The following is a 21,487-nucleotide window of genomic DNA, read 5'->3' as shown; positions in this document are numbered from 1 at the left end:
GTGTTCTGTGCCAGCAGTTACGCACGCTACACCAGCGCATCGATAGAATCCCAGAGATCTGGCCCGCCGTCGTCGCCCGATTCGTAGTGAATCGGCACGAAACCGGCGTTGCGGGCCCCTTCCACGTCGGTTTCGTACTCGTTGCCGACCATCACGTACTCGTCGGCCGGTAGCTCCTCCCGAACTCGGTCGAACGGCGCGCTGTCAGGCTTGTGTGCACCGACCTCGTAGGAGGCGACGAAGCGGTCGAACAGGTCAGTCAGCCCGTGGTGGTCGAGCTTACTACGTTGCCAGTCTCGAACGCCGTTGGTGACAATCGCGAGCTGGTTGTCGGTAGCGAGTGCGGTCAGGCTATCCCGGGCCGCCTCGGGAACGGTCGTCGATGCGTACTCGGTCTCTCTGAGCGTCTCGACCAGCGCATCGAGGTCCACGTCTGCCCCGGTCGCCTCGACGACGGCGGCCATAGATTGACGGTACGGCTCCGGCTCCAGTGCCTCGAAGGCCGTGTAGAACGCCTCCTTGCTAACGGCCCGGACCTCGTCCGTGTACTCGATACCGTGGGCCTCGACCGTCCGACGGATGATGTTCTTGTACGGCTCCGGATAGTGGACGACCGTGTCGTCGAGGTCGAAGCAGATGGTCGTCGTCATGTGTCCTCGTCGTAGACCGGCTGGCCGTCCTCGGTCGGCGGTGCGACGTAGTCGATGTACTCCTCGGCCGACGGTTCGGTGACGGTCACGTTCACGTGGATGTCGCCCAGTTCCGAAGGGTCACCGACTGCGAAGTTGATCCGCCCCTCGAACGCCGCTTGCTTCTTCACGTCGAACGCGAAGGTGTCGCCCTCCAGATTGTCGAAGAAGACCGACCGGGCTGTGTCCAGAATCTCCCGCCGGTGGAGTAGCTCGGAGAATCCGTCCATCGTGTGTACCTCCGCAACGAGTACGCCCTGCTGGTGGGTCGGGTCAGCCTCCGGGAAGAGGTTCTGGATGGCGTCGGCGACCCGGTCGGTTACTTCAGTGTCGTTGACGGGAGCTTCGATTCGGATGTCGACGGAGTAGACGGCGCTCATTAGTCGAGTACCTCCGGGCCGTCCCGAATCAACGTACGGACGGTCCGCTGGAACGCGGCCAGCGTCTCCGTGTTCTCGATAGTCAGGTCGGCCATGTCCATGGCCTCGCCCATCCCGAAGCCGAGTTCGCGAGCGTCGCGGTCCTCAAGCGATTCGCCACCGTCGTCCGCCGAGGTATCTCGCCCACGGAGGTCAAGTCGGTCGGCCCGCAGTTCGAACGGGGCATCTATCTCGACGAGCAGGAACCCGTCGCCGAACGCCGTTTCGAACGCCTCGACTTCCACGTCCGACCGGATACCGTCGACGAGGACGGTGTCGTTCGATTCGAGTTCCGCCTCGATCATCGGTAGCGAGCGCTCGGCGATGGCGGCGGGACCGTTCTCTTCCCGGAGCGCCTTCGCGACCGTCCCGTGGTCCGATGCGGGGTCAAGCCCACGGTCACGGCACTCCTCGCGGATGACGTCGCCCATCGTCACGACCGGCACGTCCATCTCGGCGGCGACGTTCGCTGCCTCGCTTTTCCCGCTGCCCGGCAGCCCGACGATACCGATAACTGTCATTGCTGGGCGTAATCGAGCAGCGGGCAAAAGCCCTCCCGTTCGGCCTCACCGTTCGCGGACGACGACGAACTCCGCGAGGTCCCGCAGGTACTCCATCGACTGAGACTCCGGGGCGTCGATGGTCGATAGCGACTCGAGGGCGGCGTCGGACTCGGCCCGTGCTCGCTCGTTTGCCTCCTCAGTCGTCAGCTCCGTCACTTCCACCAGCGACGGTCGTTCCATCTCCGCGTCGGTCCCGGCCGGCTTGCCCAGCGTTTCGGCGTCGGCCGTCGCATCGAGTACGTCGTCGCGCATCTGGAAGGCCACGCCGACCCGTTCGGCGTACTGGCCGACCGCCTCGACCGTATACGGGTCCGAGTCGGCGGCAATCGCACCCAGTTCTGCCGCAGCCCGGAACAGCGCCCCGGTCTTCCGGCGGGCCAGTTTCATGTACTCCTCCTCGTTGGATGGCTCCGCGACCAGCTCCATCGCCTCGCCCTCGCCCAGTTCGACCATCGACTCGGAGACGGTCTGCATGGCGCGCTCGTCTGTCGAAAAGAGATTGAACGCTTCGCCGAGCAGGCCGTCGGAAGCGATGATTGCCGGGCCGTGGCCGAAGGCCTCCCAGGCGGCCGGCGACCCTCGCCGGAGTTCTGACTCGTCGATGATATCGTCGATGACCAGCGAGGCGTTGTGGACGAGTTCGATGCCGACCGCGAAATCGACGGCATCGGCTGGCTCCCCGCCCAGCGCCTCACACACCAGCACTGTCACCGTCGGCCGCACCCGCTTCCCCCCGGAAAGCGCCACGTGACGCACTTCGTCTGCGAGTTCCTCCGGCTCCACGCTGTCGAGAACCGCCTCCAGACGCTCCTCGACCCGGTCGCGCCGGCGCTCGAGATACTCCATTACCGCTTCCTTAGGACTACCATAAAAAGTACCTTGTCACCCGCGATTCAGTGTGTGGTGGCTACTGGAACTGCTCGGTGAGTGCCGGGACGACCTCGAACAGGTCGTCCTGGATGCCGTAGTCGGCGATATCGAAGATCGGCGCGTTCGGGTCGGTGTTGATGGCAACAATCGTGTCCGAGCCCTTCATCCCGGCGACGTGCTGGACGGCCCCGGAGATGCCGATGGCGATGTACACGTCCGGTGTGACGACCTTGCCGCTCTGGCCGACCTGGCGGTCCTTCGCAAGCCAGCCGTTGTCGATAAGCGGTCGGGAACCCGACACCGTCGCGTCCAGCGCATCAGCGAGGTCGTGGATGATATCCAGGTTCTCCTCCTCCTCGATCCCGCGGCCGACGGACACCAGCACGTCGGCGTCAGTGATGTCGATGTCGCCACCGCCGACCTCTTCGAAGCCCTTCACGGTGGACTTGACGGCGCTCTCGTCGATGGTCGCGTCGAATGCCTCGATTGCGGCGTCACCGTCTGCTTCGACTGTCGGCCACTCGGCCGGGCGGATGGTCACGGCCGCTTGGTCGGCGTGGACATCGATTGTCGTTTCGACCTTCGAGCCGTACAGCTCTCTGGTGGCGGTGAGTCCGTCCTCGGCGTCGATGTCGACCACGTCGGTCACAAGCGGTCGGTCCAGCCGGTTGGCGACTGCCGGCGCGTAATCGAGACCGTTGACGCTGTTTGGCATCAGGAGGACGGTCGGGCCCAGCTCCGTGGCCAGCTGGGTGACGACCTGCGTGTACACGTCGTGGTTGAATTCCTCGCCGATATCGACGGTGTGAACGGTATCAACGCCCTCTCGGTTCAGGTCTGCCCCGAACGCCTCGACATCACCGCCGATGACGGCGGTGTGTAGCTCGCCACCGAGTTTGTCGGCGAGATCACGACCGGCTGCTAGCTGTTCTATGCTCACCGGTCGGAGCTCCCCGCGCCGGTGCTCGGCGATAGCGAGGACCGACATTAGCTGGTCACCCCCTTCTCCGCGAGCAGTTCAGCCAACTCGGTCGTCGTCTCCTCGGGACTCCCTTCGAACACCGTTGCCTCACCTTCGGTTTCAGGCTCGTACAGCGAAGTCTGTTCCAGTGGGCTTTCAATCCCGGCCGCGTCGAGGCCGATATCCGCTAGGCTGTACTCCGCGAGCTCCTTGCTCTGGGCCTGCCGGATGCCTCGAAGACTCGCGTAGCGGGGGTCGTTGATCCCGGTCTGTATCGTCAGTACGGCAGGGATCTCGATATCGGTGAGTTCCTCGACGCCGCCTTCCAGTTCCCGATGGACGCTGGCGACACCTGCCTCCAGATCGAGGTCGAGGTTGTTGACGACAGCGCCCCACTCCATATCGAGCTTGTCGGCCAGCGTGACGCCGGTCGCCCCGAACCCATCGTCGGCGGACTGGACGCCGGTCAGCACCAGATCGGGGTCTTCCTCGGCAGCGACGGCGGCCAGTACCTCTGCCTTCGTCTCGGGGTCTAGCAGGCCAGCATCGTCGAGTGCGTCGTCCCAGACACGGATGGCGCGGTCGGCCCCCTTCGCCAGCGCTTGCCGGATCGTTTCGTCCGTCTCGGACGGACCGATAGTGGCGGTAACGACCTCGACGTCGTCGTGAGCCTCCTTTATTTGGACGGCCGCTTCGACAGCGTACTCGTCCCACTCGTTGAGGTCGGCTGTGACGTACCGGTCGTCGATAGCGAGTCCGTCGATCTCGAACTCGTCGTCGACGGCCGCCACCTCCTTTACCGTGACAAGGATTTTCATGCTGAGACGTCCGACCGGACAGCGAATAAACGTTTTCGAACCAGAAACCACGCCCGGCTCGTTTACACTCAAATGGTCCGGACAGTTACTCGTCGAAGTCGGTGATATCCTCGTCCGGGAATGAAATGAGGTTCTCCCGACCGATGCGGAGCTTGTCGATGCGACCCTCTTCGTCCATCGCTGAGAGCAACTGCGACACCTTCGCGTTCGACCAGCCGGTCTCGGAGACGATACGGGCCTGCTTCATCCGACCGCCGTTTTCTTCGAGGAGCCGCTCGACGCGTTCCTCGTCGCTCAGCAGTTCGACGTCGACGTCATCCGCGGCTGCGGTGTCGCTCACTTGGGCTGCCGTCCCGGCACTGTCGTCCCCATCGTCGGTCCCGGCTGCGACTGATGGCAGCGCGTCAGTGTATCCAGTCTTGAACATGTAACCGACGGCCCCGACGAGCAGAAGCATCAGTACGACCCCGCCGATCCAGGTCGAGTCGACGCCGCTGAACATCGACTCCGGGCTTTCTGTTGGTGTCTGGGTAGTCGGTTGTTCGCCAGTGTACACGACGGACAGGTACCCCGGCTCGAACGTCCGTCGCCCCTCGAAAACCAACTTTCCGTCGTCGACGGCACTCGGGGCGCTCTCAACCCCGTATTCTGGCGGTGGCGAGATAACGAGGCGTTGGTCCGCAGTTAGCGTCCCGAACCATGTACCGTCTGTGGAATTGAACGCGTCTCTGACGACGATGTTTTCACCGGTGACAACTGCGAAGTTCGTCCATGTGAACTCGAGTATCAGTTGACCCTTTCGGTCTGACACCTCGTACCGACGGTCGACATCGGTAATCTCCATCCCGCGACCGGTAACCGTACTGGCCTCGTTTTTTGCCTCCCGGAACGCTGGCAGCCACTCTGCCCTGTTGCCTCCCTCCGCGAACTGCTCACCGATGTTTCTAAACGACTCAGTATCGTTCTCCTCAAGTGCGTAGGTGTCTGTTATCGTCCACTTGGCGTCGCCGTTCGATTGAATCTGGAGAGCGAACGTCGTATTCTCCGCGACCGGTGCCGGCGTCCCGGTCGTCTGCTGGGCGTGAGGAGTATCAATCGCCGCCGCTGTCGCATGCGGTGGGGTCGCCAACAGGGCAAACAGGACGAGGAGGAGGAGGGCACCTGATACCCGCGGGGTCATTCTCGTTCATCGATGAACGTTCTGGGGGCAAAACCCTTTCCATCCGAGAATAAAACGTCAGCGGGCGCTTTGAAAGGTCTAGTGTCCTCTCAGACGATTATTGAGGCATGGAGAATGGGGGGATTTTTGTACGGTGGGTGAGTATTTACGGCTGATGCGTCCCCTCCCTGCAGTCGGTGTGATCCTCCTTATGCTCGTCTCCGTGGCTGCCCCGGTGACTGGGTTCGCCTCGCCGACCCAGACCGCTGACGGCAGCGACCAGTTACCACAGATCACGGCCGTCGCAAATACGACGAACCACCTCGCTATCCCGGCCAGCGACGTCAGGTCGACGACGTACAACCGGTCATCGATCGATGTGGGCGTCGCGGTTGCAGCCGGCTCTAGTGATCTTCGGAGCGATTACGCGACGACGACCTTCGAACAGCAGTTCTTCCAGCGGGACAGCGAGACCGCTCGCGACCGGCTTGTCGACGAGACGTTGACCGATATCGAACGCCAACGAACGAGTCTGGAACGACGGAATCAGGCCGCAATCCAGCAATACGCCAGCGGTACGATAACCGCCACGGAGTTCCTGCGACAACGGGCACTGATCGACGCTGAGTCCCGACAACTGACCGACCGTCTTGAACGGGTTCGGACGGCCGCTGGCACTGCACCGGACTACTCGCTGTCACCGAACCAGCGCTTCCGGCTGGAAAACAACAGGGGCGTACTCAAGACGTACCGCGGTCCGATAAGCCAGCGTATCAGTGTCGAAACTGCCGGTGAAACTGAGCCAAACGCGGTGTACGTCGAGGCGTCCTCGGAAGGCTATATGCTGTCGACGGTCTCAGACGGCCAGTACGCGCGTGAGACGTATCTCGGACAGGACCGCGAACAGACGGCAATCGACCAGTTCGCCCGGACCAACGACTCCCTCGGTGCGGTCAACACGCGGGCGGAGAACCTCTACCCGTGGCTCTACAGCGAGCAGTACCCGTCCGTTCAGGCATACGGTCGGAGTGCGATCTACCAGATTCAGGCTGACCACTCGAACGGACAACTGACTGCGTATCTCGACGGTGGCACGACGAACGTCTTCTACGAGACCCAGCACCTCAAACTGACGACGGTCGACCGGTCGGAAGTCGCGACGAACGTGAACCAGTCAGTTCGCGTCCGGGTCCAGCAGTCCTTCGAGTCTGGGCCGCTGCTCGTAACAGTCGCCGACAACAGTACGGGATCCAGGGTGGATGCGACTGTCAGAATAAACGGTAAACGGATCGGGACGACTGTTACAGACGGCTCCCTCTGGACTGTCGAACCCCGTGGGGAGTACACGGTTACCGCAACCACACAGGACGGAGACCGAGTACGGGTTCCCGTCAGTGGTTCGGCGTAGCACGGAAAAAGAGCGGTTCTATAGTCGCTGTTACTCTGGTTCTTCTGCAATTGTTGTAATCGCCCGGCGACTCCCTGGTCGGGACTACCAGACACCTTTTTCCGGTTCGGGTGACCTTTGGTCACCACTCACCGCAAAAACGTGGGCGAAAAAGCGGCCACTCGCTTCGCTCGTGACCGAAGGGATTACTCAGGCACTTCTGCAATCGTCGTAATCGCACGCGGACTCCCCGGCCGGGACTGTTGAATGTGATGTTCGAACTCCTCGTACCCGGCCTCGGTGAACATCCGGTCGGCCTCCTCCTCGTCGTAAAACAGCATGATAGCATCGGCCATCTTCTGGAAGACAGTCGAGTTTGGATAGTCGGGGCCGACGATGAGGACTTTGCCGCCGGGCTTGGTCAGTCGACGACACTCAGCAAGCGCGTCGACGGGATTGGGCCAGTACTCGATTGACCCCGAGGACCACACCGCGTCGAAACTGTCGTCCTTGAACGGGAGTCGTTCGGCGTCACCGAGGTGGTAGCGTACGTCGCCGAATTTCCCGAACTTCTCGAAAGCCTTTGAGAGCTGGTGGGGGCTCTGGTCGAGCCCGTACACCGTATCGACCTGTTCGAGCAGCCCCTCAGTGGCGAAGCCGGTGCCACAGCCGACATCGAGGACCTTGTCGTCGGGCGAAAGGTCGAGCATTGCGATCGCCTCGTCGCGCATCCGTTCGTCCCAGATGAAGGGGTTGATCTGGTCGTACACCTTCGAGAGATACTTGTAGAACGTCCGCGCGCGGGCTTTGTTCTCGAGGACTCCCATTACTGCCAGCTTAGGACTTGGCGGTCATAATTCCCCGGATTTCGGCCGCTGTATCACACGGGGAAACTTCGCAACTACCAAATAGCCGCTCTGGCAACGCTCACATGATTAGAGAATGCCACGGCCAGAAGTTCTTGACAGGATACAGGAGGCCGAGCAGGAGGCCGACGAGATCGTCGAAGAGGCCGAACAAGACCGCGAAGACCGCATCGCGGAAGCTCGCGAGGAGGCCGAGGAGATACGCGAATCTGCGCGGGAAGAGGCAGAAGCGGCCGCCGAGGATCGTCTCGAAGCGGCTCGCGAAGAGATCGAGGCCGAACGCGAGCAGATCATCGAAGACGGTGAGACCGCTCGCGACGACCTCGAACAGCAGGCCAGTGAACAGATCGACGAGGTAGTCGAATACGTCACAGACCTGTTCGAGGAGGCGGTGCATGCTCAGACCTGAGAAGATGTGCCGCGTCTCGGTGACGGGGTCGAAACGCGCGATGGAGCAGACTATTGAGGCCGTCCACGACCTCGATATGCTCCACGTCACCGAGTATGATGGCTCCTGGGACGGATTCGAACCGGGGAACTCGCTTACCGGAACCAACGAGGTTTCGGACAAGCTCGTCACGGTTCGCTCGCTACAGTCCATTCTGGACGTCAGTGAGGAGGACGCCGGCCCGACCCGAGTTGTCACCGACGAGGCGATCGAGGAGCAACTCGATGAGGTTCGGACGGCAGTCAACGAACTCGACGACCGGCGCGACGAGGTCCGTGACGAACTCCGGGCCGTCGAGGACCAGATCAACACGATGGCGCCGTTCGTCGCGCTTGGCATTGATCTCGACCTGCTCCGTGGCTACGACTCGCTGTCAGTCGTCGTCGGCGAGGGCGATAGCGACGAGATCGATGCCGTTCTCGCGGACAGCGACATCGAGACGTTCGAGCTGTTCACTGAGGACGGTGTCGTTGCCGTGTTCGCACAGGCCGACGAAGACGCCCTGCAGGACGCACTGGTCGGGGCGACGTTCTCCCGGCTCGAAGTGCCGGAGGGCGACGGCGACCCGACGTCATATCTCGAAGAGCTGGAACACGAGAAACAACAGCTCGAATCGAAGCTCTCGACCGTCGAGGACGAACTCAACGAACTCCGCCTCGACCACGCCGGGTTCCTGCTCGCCGCCGAGGAGAAACTGGCTATCGAGGCCCAGAAGGGCGAAGCGCCGCTCACCTTCGCGACGACGGAAAACGCCTTCATCGCCGAGGGCTGGATTCCGAACGAGCGCTACGAGGCGTTCGAGCAGGCCCTTTCGAGTGCTGTCGGCGATGCTGTCGACATCGACCGAATCGAGATTGCCGAGTACAATAGCGAGGGTCACGCGGAGTCTCACGAAGAAGTCGAGCGCGAGGGCGGCAACGGCGGTGAACCTGTCGGCAGTTCCGTCGACGCCCCCGAGCCGGAGAGTGAGAGCCAACCGCAGGAAACCGTCGCTGACGGCGGCGTCATCACGATGGGTGACGACGCCCCGCCGGTTATTCAGGACAATCCAAGCGGTGTCCGACCCTTCGAGGACCTCGTCGAGGTCGTCAACCGACCGAAGTACGGCGAGTTCGACCCGACAGTCGCCTTCTTCCTAACGTTCCCGGCCTTCTTCGGGTTCATGATCGGTGACCTCGGTTACGGGCTGTTGTACCTAGCACTGGGCTATGGGCTGTACTCGAAGGTCGACAGTGACGTGCTGAAGAGCCTCGGTGGCGTCGGTATGTGGGCTGGTGGGTTCACCGCGCTGTTCGGTGTGCTGTACGGCGAAGTCTTCGGGCTCCACCAGCTCGGTGAAGTCGTCTGGGGCGGTCACCCACCGATGCACAAAGGTCTCCAGCCGTCCTACTCCGGCTACGCGCTGGCCTGGCTGACAATGAGCCTGCTCGCCGGGACGGTTCACCTCGCTGCGGGTTGGATCTTCGATTTCATCGAGAACCTGAGTCACGGCCTCTGGGACGCGATCACCGAGAGCGGGTCCTGGCTGCTGATGCTATTCGGCCTCTGGGCGTGGGTGTTCTCCGGCGCGAACGGCGCAGCGCCTGACTTCCTCTACACCGCCGAGGCAGGCGTCTTCGCCGGGAACCCGTATGCATGGGGCTTCACGGGACTGCCAGCGATAAACCTCTTCACGATTCCGGGACTGGGCGCGCCGTTCTCGGCGTGGCTCGTCCTCTTCTTCGCTGGTCTCGTCCTGTTGGCACTTGCCGACCCTATCGAGGTCGTCGAGTTCCTCAACGTGCTGGTGAACGTTCTGTCGTACACTCGACTGGCCGCCGTGTTGCTGGCCAAGGCAGGGATGGCTTTCGTTGTCAATCTGCTGTTCTTCGGGGCCTACTCACACCACGGCGAGTTCCACTTCCTCATCGGGCACGGGCCCGAGTGGGCGATCTCCGAATACGGCGCGGAAGCGATCATGTTCCCCGGGCTCGTCCACTCCGGGATCGCCGCCGCGCTGGTCGGGGTCCTCATCCTCGTGATCGGTCACCTGCTCGTGCTGGTGCTTGGTATCACCAGTGCCGGACTTCAGGGCGTCCGACTCGAGTACGTGGAGTTCTTCGGCAAGTTCTTCGAAGGCGGCGGGAAGCGGTACAACCCGTTCGGCTACGAACGCAACTACACGACTGAGGACTGATCGCGCGCTTCCTTTCTCTTCGGGCTAATCGTCGTTGTTTACTGCCTGTTTCGCCAATTGCATCGCGGGTGTCGACTGCTACACGCTCACAACCGACTACAGCTGAGCCCCTAAACCGCCCGAACAGCACGCTGATGAACCGTTTTGGGAAGCTTTATGAACTACGTGGATTCACATACGCCTGTTCGGACACGAGCAATTCCAGAGACTACACATCCATGATCGAAACCATCGCACTCCTTGTCAACGCAGTACTGCAGGAAGGTACCGCCAGTGCTCCAGCTATTCCGGCTTCAGCCGGCGCAGCGCTCGCAGTCGGACTCGCCGCGCTCGGTTCGGGGTATGCGGAACGTGGGATCGGGGCCGCCGCCGTCGGCGCAATCGCAGAGGACGAGAGCATGTTCGGCCGCGGACTCATCCTGACAGTCCTACCGGAAACGCTCGTCATTCTTGCGCTTGTCGTCGTCTTCGTCGTCTAACAACACTCCGTCTTTTCCAATAATGAGCCTTCAAACAGTCGTAGAGGACATCCGCGACGAGGCCCGCGCGCGTGCTCAGGAGATTAGCGACGCGGCCGACGAACGTGCCGAGGAGATTATCGCCGACGCCGAGGCTGACGCCGAGCAGATCCACGAGGAACGCGAAGCCGAGGTCGAGCGGACCATCGAGCAGGAGCGGGAGCAGCGACTCTCCTCCGCGAAGCTCGAGGCCAAACAGGCTCGACTTAACGCCCGGCGAGACATCCTCGAAGACGTTCACGGCGACGTCGAGGACGCGCTTGCGGCCCTCGAAGGGGACCGACGAGAGGAACTGACACGCGCACTGCTTGACGCCGCCGTCGATGAATTCGACGACAGCGACGAGCTATCGGTGTACGGCCGTGCGTCGGACCAGTCGCTTCTCGAGGATGTACTCGATGACTACGACGGCGCGACGTACGCCGGTGAGCGGGACTGCCTCGGTGGCGTCGTCGTCGAGAGCAGCGAGTCACGAGTCCGTGTGAACAACACGTTCGATTCCATTCTTGAGGACGTCTGGGAGGACAATCTGAAAGCAATCAGCGACCGCCTGTTCGAAGACCAATGAGTTCGCGAACGGGAACGAGCGGCCAGGGAAGCAACTACGAGTACGTCATCGCACGGGTTCGTGCCCGCAGCGCATCCCTGTTCGACGATGACGACTACCGGAAGCTGGTCCGCATGGGGACGGGCGAAATCGCCCGCTTCATGGAGGAAACCGAGTACGAGACCGAGATGAACGCGCTCGGCTCCCGGTACGACGGCGTCGACCTCGTCGAGTACGCGCTGAACCGCAATCTCGCGAAACACTTCGACGACCTGCTTCGCTGGTCCGAAGGGGCGCTGTACGACTACATTGCCCGCTACCTGCGGAAGTTCGACGTGTGGAACGTCAAGACCGTTATCCGCGGGCTCTACTCCGACGCCGAACGGACCGAGGTCGAAGACGACCTCATTCAGGCCGGCGAGTTCACCGAACGGCGTGTCGAGGACCTGCTGAACGCTGGTTCTGTCGAGGAGGTCGTCGAGCAACTCGACGACACCATCTTCGGCGAGTCGCTGGCCGAAGCGTTCGACGTGTACGAGGAAAGCGGCGTTCTCGTGCCGCTTGAGAACGCGCTCGACCGCGCGTTCTACGAAACGCTGCTGTCGGGGCTGCCGGATAACCCAGAGATCGACAGCCCGACTGGGCTGTACGTCGAGTTCCTGGAGACAGAAGTCGACTTCCGGAATCTCCGGAACGCGCTCCGGTTGGCCCGCAGTGGCGCAGACATCGACCCCTCGGAATACTTTATCGAGGGCGGCCAGTTGTTCGACGAACAGGAGGTCGCACAGCTGTCGACGAACCTCGACCAGTTGGTCAGCGCCGTTCGCGAAAGCAAGTACGGCGAGGATCTCGATCAGGCGCTGTCGTCGCTTGAGGAGGCCGACAACCTCATCGACTTCGAGCGGGCGCTGGACGCGGCGCTGCTCGAATACGCCGACCGGCTCTCGAACCGCTATCCGCTGTCGGTCTGTCCGGTGTTGTCCTACGTCCTCAAAAAGGAACGCGAGGTTGACAACATCCGGGCCATCGCCCGCGGTCGCGAGGCCGGTCTCGGCCCCGACGAGATCGAACAGGAGCTGGTGATACTATGAGCCAGGAGATCGCTGTCATCGGAAGCCCGGAGTTCACGACGGGCTTTCGGCTAGCTGGCGTCCGCAAGTTTGCGGACGTGCCTTCCGACGAGAAAGACGAGCAGCTCGACGACGCCGTCGAGGAGATGCTCAACGACGACGACGTCGGCATCGTCGTGATGCACGACGACGACCTGTCGCATCTCTCACGCGGTGTCAGGCAGGACGCGGAGACGAGTGTCGAGCCGGTGATGGTCACGCTCGGCGGCGGCACTGGGAGCGGCGGACTGCGTGAACAGATCAAGCGAGCCATCGGTATCGACCTGATGGACGAGGACTAACCATGAGTCAAGCAACAGACACAGACGTCCGCGAGGACGGCATTATCGAAAGCGTCTCGGGACCGGTCGTAACGGCTCGGGACCTCGACGCCCGGATGAACGACGTCGTTTACGTCGGCTCGGAAGGGCTGATGGGCGAGGTCATCGAGATCGAAGGAAACATCACCACGATTCAGGTGTACGAGGAGACCTCCGGTGTCTCCCCCGGCGAGCCCGTCGAAGGGACGGGCTCGCCCCTCTCCGTGGACCTCGGGCCGGGTATGCTCGACGCCATTTACGATGGTGTCCAGCGCCCGCTCGATGTGCTCGAAGAGAAGATGGGGTCGGCGTTCCTCGACCGCGGTGTCGACGCGCCGGGCATCGACCTGGAGAAGACCTGGGAGTTCACCCCTGAAGTCGAGGAAGGCGACGAGGTCGAGGCCGGCGACATCGTCGGCACCGTCCCCGAAACGCCGAGTATCGACCACAAGGTGATGGTCCCGCCCGACTCCGAGGGTGGCGAGGTCGTCGCCATCGAATCGGGCAACTTCAATGTCGAAGAGACCGTCGTCGAACTGGACAACGGCGAAGAGATCCAGATGCACCAGGAGTGGCCGGTGCGCCAGCAGCGGCCGACCGTCGAGAAAGAGACGCCGACGGAACCGCTCATCTCCGGCCAGCGTGTGCTTGACGGCCTGTTCCCGATTGCGAAAGGCGGGACGGCCGCCATTCCCGGTCCGTTCGGGTCCGGGAAGACGGTCACGCAGCACCAGCTCGCCAAGTGGGCCGACGCGGATATCGTCGTCTACGTCGGCTGTGGCGAGCGTGGCAACGAGATGACTGAGGTCATTGAGGACTTCCCGGAACTCGAGGACCCGACCACCGGCAACGCGCTGATGGACCGGACCTGCCTCATCGCCAACACGTCGAACATGCCCGTCGCGGCACGCGAATCCTGCGTGTACACGGGGATCACCATCGCGGAGTACTTCCGCGACATGGGGTACGACGTGGCGCTGATGGCCGACTCCACCTCCCGGTGGGCCGAGGCCATGCGTGAGATTTCGTCCCGACTCGAAGAGATGCCGGGTGAGGAGGGGTACCCCGCGTACCTCTCCGCTCGCCTGAGCGAGTTCTACGAACGCGCCGGGTACTTCGAGAACATCAACGGCACCGAGGGCTCCGTCTCAGTTATCGGGGCCGTCTCGCCGCCGGGTGGGGACTTCTCCGAGCCGGTCACCCAGAACACGCTGCGTATCGTCAAGACGTTCTGGGCGCTGGACGCGGATCTAGCCGAACGCCGGCACTTCCCCTCTATCAACTGGAACGAGTCGTACTCGCTGTATCGCGACCAGCTCGACCCGTGGTTCGAGGACAACGTCCGAGCCGACTGGCCGGAGACGCGCCAGTGGGCTATCGACACGCTGGACGAGGAAGCGGAACTGCAGGAGATTGTCCAGCTCGTCGGGAAGGACGCGCTGCCGGAGGACCAGCAGCTGACGCTCGAGATCGCCCGCTACCTGCGCGAGGCGTGGCTTCAGCAGAACGCCTTCCACGACGTGGACACGTTCTGTGAGCCCGAGAAGACCTACCGCATCATGGACGCCGCCAAGACGTACAACGATGCGGCCTTCGAGGCGCTGGATGCCGGTGTCCCCGTCGAGGAGATCACCGACATCGACGCCGCGCCGCGGCTCAACCGTATCGGCGTGCAGGAAGACTACAACGAGTACATCGACGACCTCGAAGACGACATCGAGTCTCAACTGCGGGAGCTGTACTAACAATGAAAGAGTATCAGACAATCACAGAGATCAGCGGACCGCTGGTGTTCGTCGAGACCGACGAACCGGTCGGCTACGACGACATCGTCGAAATCGAGCTCAGCGACGGCGAGACCCGCCGTGGCCAGGTGCTCGAATCCGCGAGCGACTACGTCGCCATTCAGGTGTTCGAGGGCACCGAAGGTATCGACCGCGATGCTTCGGTTCGCTTCCTCGGCGAGACGATGAAGATGCCCGTCACTGAGGACCTCCTCGGACGGGTCATGGACGGGACCGGCCAGCCGATCGACGGCGGCCCGGAAATCGTCCCCGACGAACGCCGTGACATCGTCGGTGAGGCAATCAACCCGTTCTCCCGGGAGTACCCTGAGGAGTTCATCCAGACGGGCGTCTCGGCCATCGACGGCATGAACACGCTCGTCCGCGGCCAGAAGCTGCCGATCTTCTCCGCCTCCGGCCTGCCACACAACGACCTGGCGCTCCAGATCGCACGACAGGCGACGGTGCCGGAAGAGGAGGAGGAAGGCGACGACGACGAAGGATCAGAGTTCGCCGTCATCTTCGGCGCAATGGGTATCACGGCCGAAGAGGCAAACGAGTTCATGGACGACTTCGAGCGCACCGGCGCGCTGGAACGCTCCGTCGTCTTCATGAACCTCGCAGACGACCCGGCCGTCGAGCGGACGATTACGCCGCGGCTGGCGCTGACCACCGCCGAGTACCTCGCCTTCGAGAAGGACTACCACGTGCTGGTCATCCTGACGGACATGACCAACTACTGCGAGGCACTGCGCGAGATTGGTGCCGCGCGTGAGGAGGTCCCGGGCCGGCGTGGCTACCCCGGGTACATGTACACCGACCTGGCACAGCTCTACGAGCGTGCCGGTCGGATCGAGGGCCGCGAGGGCTCCGTGACCCAGCTCCCGATCCTGACGATGCCGGGCGACGACGACACGCACCCGATTCCGGACCTGACCGGGTACATTACTGAGGGCCAGATCTACATCGACCGCGACCTCAACAGCCAGGGCATCCAGCCGCCGATCAACGTCTTGCCCAGCCTGTCGCGGCTGATGGACGACGGTATCGGCGAGGGGCTGACCCGCGCCGACCACGCCGACGTGAAAGACCAGATCTTCGCCGCCTACGCGGAAGGTGAAGACCTGCGTGACCTCGTGAACATTGTCGGCCGCGAGGCGCTGTCGGAACTGGACAACAAGTATCTGGACTTCGCCGACCGCTTCGAGGAGGAGTTCGTCGATCAGGGGACCGACACGGCCCGCAGCATCGACGAGACGCTCGAACTCGGCTGGGACCTGCTCTCGATGCTCCCGAAAGATGCGCTGAACCGCATCGACGAGGACCTCATCGAGGAGCACTACCGCGAGGACGAGACCGCCGAAACCGTCGAAGCCGAAGCCTGACAACGGCCCTATATCTCACGGCCGCTCGCAATTTTTACCATATATTTTGGGTATGCGACTGTTTAGCGTTGCCCTCCTACACTAGAACGCACTATGCCAGAACCAGGGAGTGAAGCGATATGGCTGTGGTTAGGTACAGCGGGCATGTTCCTCGGCATGCTCTACTTCATCGCGCGCGGCTGGGGTGAGACCGACAGTAGGCGTCAAAAGTTCTACATCGCGACAATACTCATCACGGCAATCGCGTTCGTGAATTACCTCGCGATGGCGCTTGGCTTCGGGTTGACGATCGTCGAGTTCGCCGGCGAAGAGCACCCCATCTACTGGGCCCGATACAGTGACTGGTTGTTCACGACGCCGTTACTGTTGTACGACCTCGGGTTGCTTGCCGGGGCAGATCGTAACACTATCACCTCGCTCGTCAGCCTCGACGTGCTGATGATCGGGACCGGGCTGGTCGCGACGCTGAGCGCAGGAAGCGGCGTGCTGTCGGCCGGTGCAGAACGGCTGGTCTGGTGGGGCATCAGTACCGCCTTCCTGCTGGTCCTGCTGTACTTCCTGTTCAGCTCGCTGTCCGGTCGAGTCGCAGACTTGCCCAGTGACACGCGTAGCACCTTCAAGACGCTACGAAACCTCGTGACTGTCGTGTGGTTGGTGTACCCGGTGTGGTGGCTCATCGGGACTGAGGGGATCGGCCTCGTCGGGATCGGTATCGAGACGGCCGGCTTCATGGTCATCGACCTGACCGCCAAGGTCGGCTTCGGTATCATCCTGCTCCGGAGCCACGGTGTGCTCGACGGCGCGGCCGAGACGACCGGAACTGGCGCAACGCCTGCAGACGACTAACGCTACCGTTCGCCGACTTCGTTTTTTGCGTGTCAGTCCGGAAGCGGCGGCGCTCGAACCGAAATAACTGGAAACCGTTAACTGCCTACGTCGAAAAAGGACCCGTAATGGCTAAGGACGTCAAACCCACGCGCAAGAATCTGATGCAGATCGAGGACCGCATTGAGCTGTCCGAGCGTGGGCACGACACGCTGGAGAAGAAGCGTGACGGCCTCATCATGGAGTTCATGGACATTCTGGATCAGGCGCAGGACGTCCGTGAGGACCTCGACGATTCCTACGATCGGGCCCAGCGCGCGATCAATATGGCCCGGGCGATGGAGGGTGACGTGGCTGTCCGTGGGGCCGCCGCAGCACTGAAAGAACACCCGGAACTGACGACCCAATCCAAGAACATCATGGGTGTCGTCGTCCCGCAGATCGAGTCCAGCAAGGTCCGGAAGTCGCTGGATGAGCGTGGATATGGCGTCATGGGGACGTCGGCCCGCATCGACGAGGCCGCCGAGGCCTACGAAGAACTCCTCGAGAACATCATCCTCGCCGCTGAAGTCGAGACGGCGATGAAGAAGATGCTCGAAGAGATCGAAACCACGAAGCGCCGTGTCAACGCCCTCGAATTCAAACTCCTGCCCGATCTCTATGACAATCAGGAGTACATCGAGCAGAAACTCGAAGAGCAGGAGCGCGAAGAGATCTTCCGCATGAAGAAGATCAAAGCCAAGAAGGAAGAAGAGGAGGACGCGCTCGCGACTGAAGAGGAAGCACAAGAAGAGCCCGAAGCAGTCACTGCTGACGACTGAACAGGAACCCCGTCCTGACCGGTATCGTTTTTGCGCTTTCCCGTTCGTGCTTGAGTATGTCCTGTCCCGACTGCGGTGGCGACTTCGTTTCGTTCCCAGTTCCGTCTGACCTCCAGCAATTTCTCCCCGGAGACGCTCCGGGGGCCAGCGTCTGCCGATCGTGCCTGGCGCTTCACCCGGAGACGGACCCGCCCGCTGCTGTGCCCGACCTCACGGAGCTTGACGATGCAGTTCCCGATGCCGACGGCGCAGCGGTCCCGCTGGTGCTACTCGTCGGGCTGCTCGACTCACTCGCAATGCACCGCGAAGAGATTACCGCGCTGCTAGAGCGAATTGAGCGCGAAGGCGTCGATCCGCTACTGGTACTTGACCGTCTCGACGCCAGCTACGGAGAGGCGGCTCATGTCGACCTCAGTCGTCGCCGTCAGCAACTCGAACAGTTGCTTTGAGTCGGCAAATCGACCGTTTCCCGAGTTACAGCAGACGGCAATGGTCTAACGTGCTTCGTGGCATCGATCATGACACCGCCTTCACGAAGACGTACCAGAAGTAAGAGAACGGGCGCGTTAGACGCCGGTCGAGTAGCGCAGCAGGCCGGCGACGCCGCCGAACGCGGTCAGTAGCTGTTCGCCTTTTTCGAAGTCAGTCGAGATGAACACCGTCTCGGTGCCACGCTGCTCGGCCAGTTGCATCAGGTGGTCGATGGCGTCTTCGCGCTCGCCGTCATCGGCGTCGACGGTGGCCCCACAGCGGGAGCACTCGTGGTCGTCAGTCCCGGCGTTACTGTTGATGAGCTCGTACTCATCGTGGCCGTTCTCGCAGGTGTAAGCGACCACGTCTTTCCGGAGGTCTTCGGAGATGAGCAGCTGTTCGACAGCCCCCATGTTGAGGTTCTGGCGGGTCTGGTCGAATCCGTAGGTAGCCTTGTCACCGTTGTGGAGCTGCTTGAAGAAGTCCTCCATGAGCTCCTTGTCCCGGAGCATCTCGTGTTCGGCCAGCACGTCGTCGGCCGCGTCTACGAGGTCGTACAGCCCTGACTCGTCGGTGTAGGCCACGTCGAACTTCCCCAGCACCATGTCCTGTAGCTCGTGGTGGAGGTAGTCGCCGTCGAGGAACTCGTCTTTCGTCGGTGAGGGGCCGCCGACGAGGATACCGTCCAGTTCGTGGCGGTCGGCAACGAACAGATCGTTTGCCATGCCGGCGACCTCCTGATAGAAGTTGTCGATGGCTTCCAGCCGGAGACGGGCGAAACGCTGGGCGGACTGGCCACCTTTCCGCTGTTTGCCCGGGACCAGTGAGGAGGCGGACTTGACGGGCTCGACGCGCTTGCCCTTCAGCCAGCCGACGTTGGCCTCGCGCCGGTCGAGCACGATGAGGCCGAACAGCCCTTTGTCGGCCAGCATGTGCTCCAGCGGCTCGGTGAGGAATTCCGAGTCACAATGATAACGGAACGACTCGATGGGGTCCGGCGGGGATTCGAGGACCTTGGTCACCATGTCAGTCCGGCCGCCGCCGGTATCGAACGCGCCCGAGAACACGACCAGTCCGTTGTCGGGTGGCCGCACGTCGTAGTATCGGAGTCGGTCCTTGATGGAAGTGAGTGCGTCCTGCACCGCTGTCCGCGTGTCCTTCGACTTGATGTTCGAAGCCTCTGAGTGCTCTTGCGTGACGTGAGCGACAACGTCGCTGATCAGCTTGTCCTCGGGGATGTAGATAGAGACGAGTTGGGTGCCTGAACCCTGGTACCCCTTGAGTTCCTCGATGACCTTCCGGAACTCGTATTTCTGCTTGTCAGATTGTTCCTGTTCCTGCTGCTCGCTCATTACTCTATGTTGGCCGAGGTGGCGTAAGAACCTGTTGACAGGGAGCGAAGGGCGCGCGAGCAGCAAGGGGCGCGAACGAAGTGAGCGGTCCTTGTGCCGGAATGGCGACCGATGGGAGCTGTGGTGAACGGGAGCGAAACGAAGCGTTCCGGCACAACTGGGAGAGGAGATAGGGCTGTCGATATGGCAGACGTACCCTTCTGCTGATCTGAGTGGCCGTACCCGACTCATCCCGGGGGATCAGTCACGTAGCGGTTCGACAAATGACAGTCGCATTTATATGACTGCCTGCATTGTACCCAAGCAATCAGACTATGGCGGGGTATGTGTGTACGATTGCGGGCGGCAAGGGCGGCGTCGGAAAGACGACGACCGCGGTCAATCTCGGAGCCGTCCTGCAGGAGATGGACTACGATGTGGCTGTCGTCGACGCCGATCTGGGGATGGCGAATCTCGGCTCGATGCTCTCCGTGGAGCCCGAAAAGAGCCTCCACGAGATCCTGGCTGGCGAGGCTGCGGTGAGTGAGGCCCTGACCGATGCACCGGGTGGGCTCACGGTAATTCCGGGCGAACAGTCGCTGGAGGCGTTCGCGGACGCTGACCCCGCAAAGCTTCGGAAAGTAATCAAGACGCTCCGAAATGCCTACGACGTGGTGCTAATAGACACCGGGGCCGGACTAAGCCACGAAGTCGCCGTGCCGCTCGGGCTGGCCGATGGAATCGTCCTCGTCACGACTCCCGACAACGTTGCGGTGGGTGATACGGTCAAAACAGCCCAACTAGCGAACCGTATCGATGGGACCGTTCTCGGCGCGATCATCAACCGTGCGACCCGCCACACTGATGTTGCGTCCATCGCCGAGCAGATGGAGTTCCCGCTACTTGCGGTCATCCCGGACGACCCGCAAGCGACGACCGAAGAACCGCTCGTGCTTAACGCCCCCGAGAGCACGGCTGCAGACGCCTATCAGCGGCTGACCGAGGCGCTTGAGGGTGTGTTCTTCCGCGGCGAGAGTCCAGAAGTGGATCTGGAGACGATACTCGACGACGAGTGGTTCCGCGACGATACCGAGGACCACTCTGATGTCGACGACGACGAGGACTCAGGCGGTGTGTTCGGGATCTTTAACTGACCTCTCCGCGCCTGCTTGCTGTTCCGGCCTCAGCCCGCTGCTCCGCCGGCGTTTCACTGTTCCTGGGTTTCCGGAAGCGGCGGCCACAGCGTTGCGACCGTTTCCTGAATGAGCTGGGTCTGTGCCCGGCGCAGTCGCTCGGAGAGCGACGACGCAGAGATGTCCAGTTCCTTTGCCACGGCGTCCAGTGATGCACGTCGTGGGATTTCGAAATGCCCCATTTCGTACGCCGTCCGTAGCGCTTCGAGTTGTCGGTCGGTGAGCCCGTTCCCGGGCGGCTTCGGCTCCGCATCCCGGGTCAGTCGCTCCAGGCCGAACTCAGCGTTCTGCTGCCAGAACGAGGAAAACTTGGTGAACGCTGTTCGGTCGGCGAACCAGCCCATTTGCTCCCACCCGTCAGCAGTCACGGTTACCTGTTCGATGATGGCGTCTGCCGTAGCAAGTGCTTCAAGTCCGTCCAAGTCGTCGATTTGGTCGCCGAGTTGCTCCTCGAAACTCAGTGCCGGCACTGCCTGATACCGTCGAGTGTCGCCGGCCCTCCCGATGCGCGTCCATTCCTGCACGTCGTAGGCGTTGGTGAGTGCCCGCTCGACAGTCTGTTCGGAGCCACCGGTCACGGTTGCGATAAACAGTGGCCGACGACCGTGGTTATACTGGAGGGAGAGGGTAATCGACGCTTCGGGGACCGTCTCTGCAACCGACACGAGCGGCAACGCACCGCATTCTATCTGAAACTCTGCAGTCAGCCCCATACGAATTCGCTCTACGTCGATGCAAAAGCGCCTGTCGGAACAGTGTATCCCCTACTAAACCAATCCCTTTTAAACGGCCCCATCACTGAGAGAACGGCTTAGCCCGACGGCGCG

The 21,487-nt window shown here is 62.1% G+C and carries 23 protein-coding genes; 13 read left to right on the top strand and 10 right to left on the bottom strand.

Going from position 1 to position 21,487, the window contains the following annotated elements:
- Positions 1 to 26 precede the first annotated feature (26 nt).
- The 7 genes from C443_RS10660 to C443_RS10630 form a co-directional block, all read right to left on the bottom strand.
- On the bottom strand, positions 27 to 650 hold the full coding sequence (locus tag C443_RS10660) for an HAD family hydrolase (RefSeq protein ID WP_005536234.1): 624 nt from the start codon (positions 648 to 650) through the stop codon (positions 27 to 29).
- On the bottom strand, positions 647 to 1,069 hold the full coding sequence (locus tag C443_RS10655) for an RNA-binding domain-containing protein (protein ID WP_005536233.1): 423 nt from the start codon (positions 1,067 to 1,069) through the stop codon (positions 647 to 649). Before C443_RS10655 ends, C443_RS10660 begins: the two co-directional genes overlap by 4 nt.
- A complete protein-coding gene (locus C443_RS10650; protein ID WP_005536232.1) occupies positions 1,069 to 1,629 on the bottom strand; it encodes an AAA family ATPase in 561 nt (186 codons plus the stop codon). The genes C443_RS10655 and C443_RS10650 overlap by 1 nt, the downstream gene beginning before the upstream one ends.
- Before the next feature lie 45 nt (positions 1,630 to 1,674).
- Positions 1,675 to 2,517 carry a polyprenyl synthetase family protein gene (locus tag C443_RS10645; RefSeq protein ID WP_005536231.1) on the bottom strand — a complete coding sequence of 281 codons (843 nt, stop codon included), beginning with the start codon at positions 2,515 to 2,517 and terminating at the stop codon, positions 1,675 to 1,677.
- Between the two features lie 61 nt (positions 2,518 to 2,578).
- Complete coding sequence (locus C443_RS10640; RefSeq protein ID WP_005536230.1) at positions 2,579 to 3,529, bottom strand: electron transfer flavoprotein subunit alpha/FixB family protein; 951 nt, start codon at positions 3,527 to 3,529, stop codon at positions 2,579 to 2,581.
- Positions 3,529 to 4,320 (bottom strand): electron transfer flavoprotein subunit beta/FixA family protein, encoded by a 792-nt coding sequence (locus C443_RS10635; RefSeq protein ID WP_005536229.1) that lies wholly within the window; start codon positions 4,318 to 4,320, stop codon positions 3,529 to 3,531. The genes C443_RS10640 and C443_RS10635 overlap by 1 nt, the downstream gene beginning before the upstream one ends.
- A gap of 85 nt (positions 4,321 to 4,405) precedes the next feature.
- Positions 4,406 to 5,500 carry a helix-turn-helix transcriptional regulator gene (locus C443_RS10630; protein WP_005536228.1) on the bottom strand — a complete coding sequence of 365 codons (1,095 nt, stop codon included), beginning with the start codon at positions 5,498 to 5,500 and terminating at the stop codon, positions 4,406 to 4,408.
- A 154-nt stretch (positions 5,501 to 5,654) separates the two neighbouring features.
- Between C443_RS10630 and C443_RS10625 the strand changes: the two genes are divergently transcribed.
- Positions 5,655 to 6,887 carry a DUF7096 domain-containing protein gene (locus tag C443_RS10625; RefSeq protein WP_049944005.1) on the top strand — a complete coding sequence of 411 codons (1,233 nt, stop codon included), beginning with the start codon at positions 5,655 to 5,657 and terminating at the stop codon, positions 6,885 to 6,887.
- Between the two features lie 185 nt (positions 6,888 to 7,072).
- Here the strand turns inward: C443_RS10625 and C443_RS10620 are convergent, their stop codons facing one another.
- Positions 7,073 to 7,693: a methyltransferase domain-containing protein gene (locus C443_RS10620; RefSeq protein ID WP_005536225.1), complete on the bottom strand. Its 621-nt coding sequence runs from the start codon at positions 7,691 to 7,693 to the stop codon at positions 7,073 to 7,075.
- Between the two features lie 115 nt (positions 7,694 to 7,808).
- On the opposite strand from C443_RS10620, the gene ahaH reads away from it, so the two are divergent.
- The 11 genes from ahaH to C443_RS10565 all read left to right on the top strand — a co-directional run bounded on the left by ahaH (position 7,809) and on the right by C443_RS10565 (position 18,114).
- Positions 7,809 to 8,141, top strand: a complete 333-nt coding sequence (ahaH, locus tag C443_RS10615) for an ATP synthase archaeal subunit H (protein ID WP_005536224.1) — start codon at positions 7,809 to 7,811, stop codon at positions 8,139 to 8,141.
- Positions 8,128 to 10,356: a V-type ATP synthase subunit I gene (locus C443_RS10610; RefSeq protein ID WP_049944004.1), complete on the top strand. Its 2,229-nt coding sequence runs from the start codon at positions 8,128 to 8,130 to the stop codon at positions 10,354 to 10,356. Before ahaH ends, C443_RS10610 begins: the two co-directional genes overlap by 14 nt.
- A gap of 218 nt (positions 10,357 to 10,574) precedes the next feature.
- The gene (locus tag C443_RS10605) at positions 10,575 to 10,835 is read left to right on the top strand and encodes a F0F1 ATP synthase subunit C (protein WP_004518385.1); all 261 of its coding nucleotides are present in this window, start codon (positions 10,575 to 10,577) and stop codon (positions 10,833 to 10,835) included.
- 22 nt (positions 10,836 to 10,857) lie between these two features.
- Positions 10,858 to 11,442, top strand: a complete 585-nt coding sequence (locus C443_RS10600; RefSeq protein ID WP_005536220.1) for a V-type ATP synthase subunit E — start codon at positions 10,858 to 10,860, stop codon at positions 11,440 to 11,442.
- Entirely contained in the window at positions 11,439 to 12,512 is a 1,074-nt protein-coding gene (locus C443_RS10595; protein ID WP_005536219.1) for a V-type ATP synthase subunit C, read from the top strand. Before C443_RS10600 ends, C443_RS10595 begins: the two co-directional genes overlap by 4 nt.
- Positions 12,509 to 12,832 carry a V-type ATP synthase subunit F gene (locus tag C443_RS10590; RefSeq protein ID WP_004593990.1) on the top strand — a complete coding sequence of 108 codons (324 nt, stop codon included), beginning with the start codon at positions 12,509 to 12,511 and terminating at the stop codon, positions 12,830 to 12,832. The genes C443_RS10595 and C443_RS10590 overlap by 4 nt, the downstream gene beginning before the upstream one ends.
- Positions 12,833 to 12,834: 2 nt before the next feature.
- A complete protein-coding gene (locus tag C443_RS10585; RefSeq protein ID WP_004964538.1) occupies positions 12,835 to 14,595 on the top strand; it encodes an ATP synthase subunit A in 1,761 nt (586 codons plus the stop codon).
- 2 nt (positions 14,596 to 14,597) lie between these two features.
- Positions 14,598 to 16,019: an ATP synthase subunit B gene (locus C443_RS10580; RefSeq protein ID WP_005536214.1), complete on the top strand. Its 1,422-nt coding sequence runs from the start codon at positions 14,598 to 14,600 to the stop codon at positions 16,017 to 16,019.
- 93 nt (positions 16,020 to 16,112) lie between these two features.
- The gene (gene cop3 / locus C443_RS10575; RefSeq protein ID WP_080505475.1) at positions 16,113 to 16,865 is read left to right on the top strand and encodes a cruxrhodopsin Cop3; all 753 of its coding nucleotides are present in this window, start codon (positions 16,113 to 16,115) and stop codon (positions 16,863 to 16,865) included.
- A gap of 107 nt (positions 16,866 to 16,972) precedes the next feature.
- A complete protein-coding gene (locus C443_RS10570) occupies positions 16,973 to 17,665 on the top strand; it encodes a V-type ATP synthase subunit D (RefSeq protein WP_005536210.1) in 693 nt (230 codons plus the stop codon).
- A 56-nt stretch (positions 17,666 to 17,721) separates the two neighbouring features.
- A complete protein-coding gene (locus C443_RS10565; RefSeq protein WP_005536209.1) occupies positions 17,722 to 18,114 on the top strand; it encodes a DUF6276 family protein in 393 nt (130 codons plus the stop codon).
- A 117-nt stretch (positions 18,115 to 18,231) separates the two neighbouring features.
- Here the strand turns inward: C443_RS10565 and prf1 are convergent, their stop codons facing one another.
- Complete coding sequence (prf1, locus tag C443_RS10560) at positions 18,232 to 19,488, bottom strand: peptide chain release factor aRF-1 (protein WP_005536207.1); 1,257 nt, start codon at positions 19,486 to 19,488, stop codon at positions 18,232 to 18,234.
- A gap of 314 nt (positions 19,489 to 19,802) precedes the next feature.
- Between prf1 and C443_RS10555 the strand changes: the two genes are divergently transcribed.
- Positions 19,803 to 20,621 carry a MinD/ParA family ATP-binding protein gene (locus C443_RS10555; protein ID WP_005536205.1) on the top strand — a complete coding sequence of 273 codons (819 nt, stop codon included), beginning with the start codon at positions 19,803 to 19,805 and terminating at the stop codon, positions 20,619 to 20,621.
- 53 nt (positions 20,622 to 20,674) lie between these two features.
- Here the strand turns inward: C443_RS10555 and C443_RS10550 are convergent, their stop codons facing one another.
- The gene (locus C443_RS10550; protein WP_005536203.1) at positions 20,675 to 21,373 is read right to left on the bottom strand and encodes a helix-turn-helix domain-containing protein; all 699 of its coding nucleotides are present in this window, start codon (positions 21,371 to 21,373) and stop codon (positions 20,675 to 20,677) included.
- Between the last annotated feature and the right edge of the window lie 114 nt (positions 21,374 to 21,487).

Source organism: Haloarcula argentinensis DSM 12282, from assembly GCA_000336895.1.
GTDB classification, from domain to species: domain Archaea; phylum Halobacteriota; class Halobacteria; order Halobacteriales; family Haloarculaceae; genus Haloarcula; species Haloarcula argentinensis.
This window is presented reverse-complemented; position numbering and strand designations above follow the sequence as displayed.

Excerpts from the sequence above, each read along its gene's own strand:
- C443_RS10660 (WP_005536234.1), bottom strand. The coding sequence starts at position 650 with ATGACGACGACCATCTGCTTCGACCTCGACGACACGGTCGTCCACTAT.
- C443_RS10655 (WP_005536233.1), bottom strand. The coding sequence starts at position 1,069 with ATGAGCGCCGTCTACTCCGTCGACATCCGAATCGAAGCTCCCGTCAAC.
- C443_RS10650 (WP_005536232.1), bottom strand. The coding sequence starts at position 1,629 with ATGACAGTTATCGGTATCGTCGGGCTGCCGGGCAGCGGGAAAAGCGAG.
- C443_RS10645 (WP_005536231.1), bottom strand. The coding sequence starts at position 2,517 with ATGGAGTATCTCGAGCGCCGGCGCGACCGGGTCGAGGAGCGTCTGGAG.
- C443_RS10640 (WP_005536230.1), bottom strand. The coding sequence starts at position 3,529 with ATGTCGGTCCTCGCTATCGCCGAGCACCGGCGCGGGGAGCTCCGACCG.
- C443_RS10635 (WP_005536229.1), bottom strand. The coding sequence starts at position 4,320 with ATGAAAATCCTTGTCACGGTAAAGGAGGTGGCGGCCGTCGACGACGAG.
- C443_RS10630 (WP_005536228.1), bottom strand. The coding sequence starts at position 5,500 with ATGACCCCGCGGGTATCAGGTGCCCTCCTCCTCCTCGTCCTGTTTGCC.
- C443_RS10625 (WP_049944005.1), top strand. The coding sequence starts at position 5,655 with ATGCGTCCCCTCCCTGCAGTCGGTGTGATCCTCCTTATGCTCGTCTCC.
- C443_RS10620 (WP_005536225.1), bottom strand. The coding sequence starts at position 7,693 with ATGGGAGTCCTCGAGAACAAAGCCCGCGCGCGGACGTTCTACAAGTAT.
- ahaH (WP_005536224.1), top strand. The coding sequence starts at position 7,809 with ATGCCACGGCCAGAAGTTCTTGACAGGATACAGGAGGCCGAGCAGGAG.
- C443_RS10610 (WP_049944004.1), top strand. The coding sequence starts at position 8,128 with ATGCTCAGACCTGAGAAGATGTGCCGCGTCTCGGTGACGGGGTCGAAA.
- C443_RS10605 (WP_004518385.1), top strand. The coding sequence starts at position 10,575 with ATGATCGAAACCATCGCACTCCTTGTCAACGCAGTACTGCAGGAAGGT.
- C443_RS10600 (WP_005536220.1), top strand. The coding sequence starts at position 10,858 with ATGAGCCTTCAAACAGTCGTAGAGGACATCCGCGACGAGGCCCGCGCG.
- C443_RS10595 (WP_005536219.1), top strand. The coding sequence starts at position 11,439 with ATGAGTTCGCGAACGGGAACGAGCGGCCAGGGAAGCAACTACGAGTAC.
- C443_RS10590 (WP_004593990.1), top strand. The coding sequence starts at position 12,509 with ATGAGCCAGGAGATCGCTGTCATCGGAAGCCCGGAGTTCACGACGGGC.
- C443_RS10585 (WP_004964538.1), top strand. The coding sequence starts at position 12,835 with ATGAGTCAAGCAACAGACACAGACGTCCGCGAGGACGGCATTATCGAA.
- C443_RS10580 (WP_005536214.1), top strand. The coding sequence starts at position 14,598 with ATGAAAGAGTATCAGACAATCACAGAGATCAGCGGACCGCTGGTGTTC.
- cop3 (WP_080505475.1), top strand. The coding sequence starts at position 16,113 with ATGCCAGAACCAGGGAGTGAAGCGATATGGCTGTGGTTAGGTACAGCG.
- C443_RS10570 (WP_005536210.1), top strand. The coding sequence starts at position 16,973 with ATGGCTAAGGACGTCAAACCCACGCGCAAGAATCTGATGCAGATCGAG.
- C443_RS10565 (WP_005536209.1), top strand. The coding sequence starts at position 17,722 with ATGTCCTGTCCCGACTGCGGTGGCGACTTCGTTTCGTTCCCAGTTCCG.
- prf1 (WP_005536207.1), bottom strand. The coding sequence starts at position 19,488 with ATGAGCGAGCAGCAGGAACAGGAACAATCTGACAAGCAGAAATACGAG.
- C443_RS10555 (WP_005536205.1), top strand. The coding sequence starts at position 19,803 with ATGGCGGGGTATGTGTGTACGATTGCGGGCGGCAAGGGCGGCGTCGGA.
- C443_RS10550 (WP_005536203.1), bottom strand. The coding sequence starts at position 21,373 with ATGGGGCTGACTGCAGAGTTTCAGATAGAATGCGGTGCGTTGCCGCTC.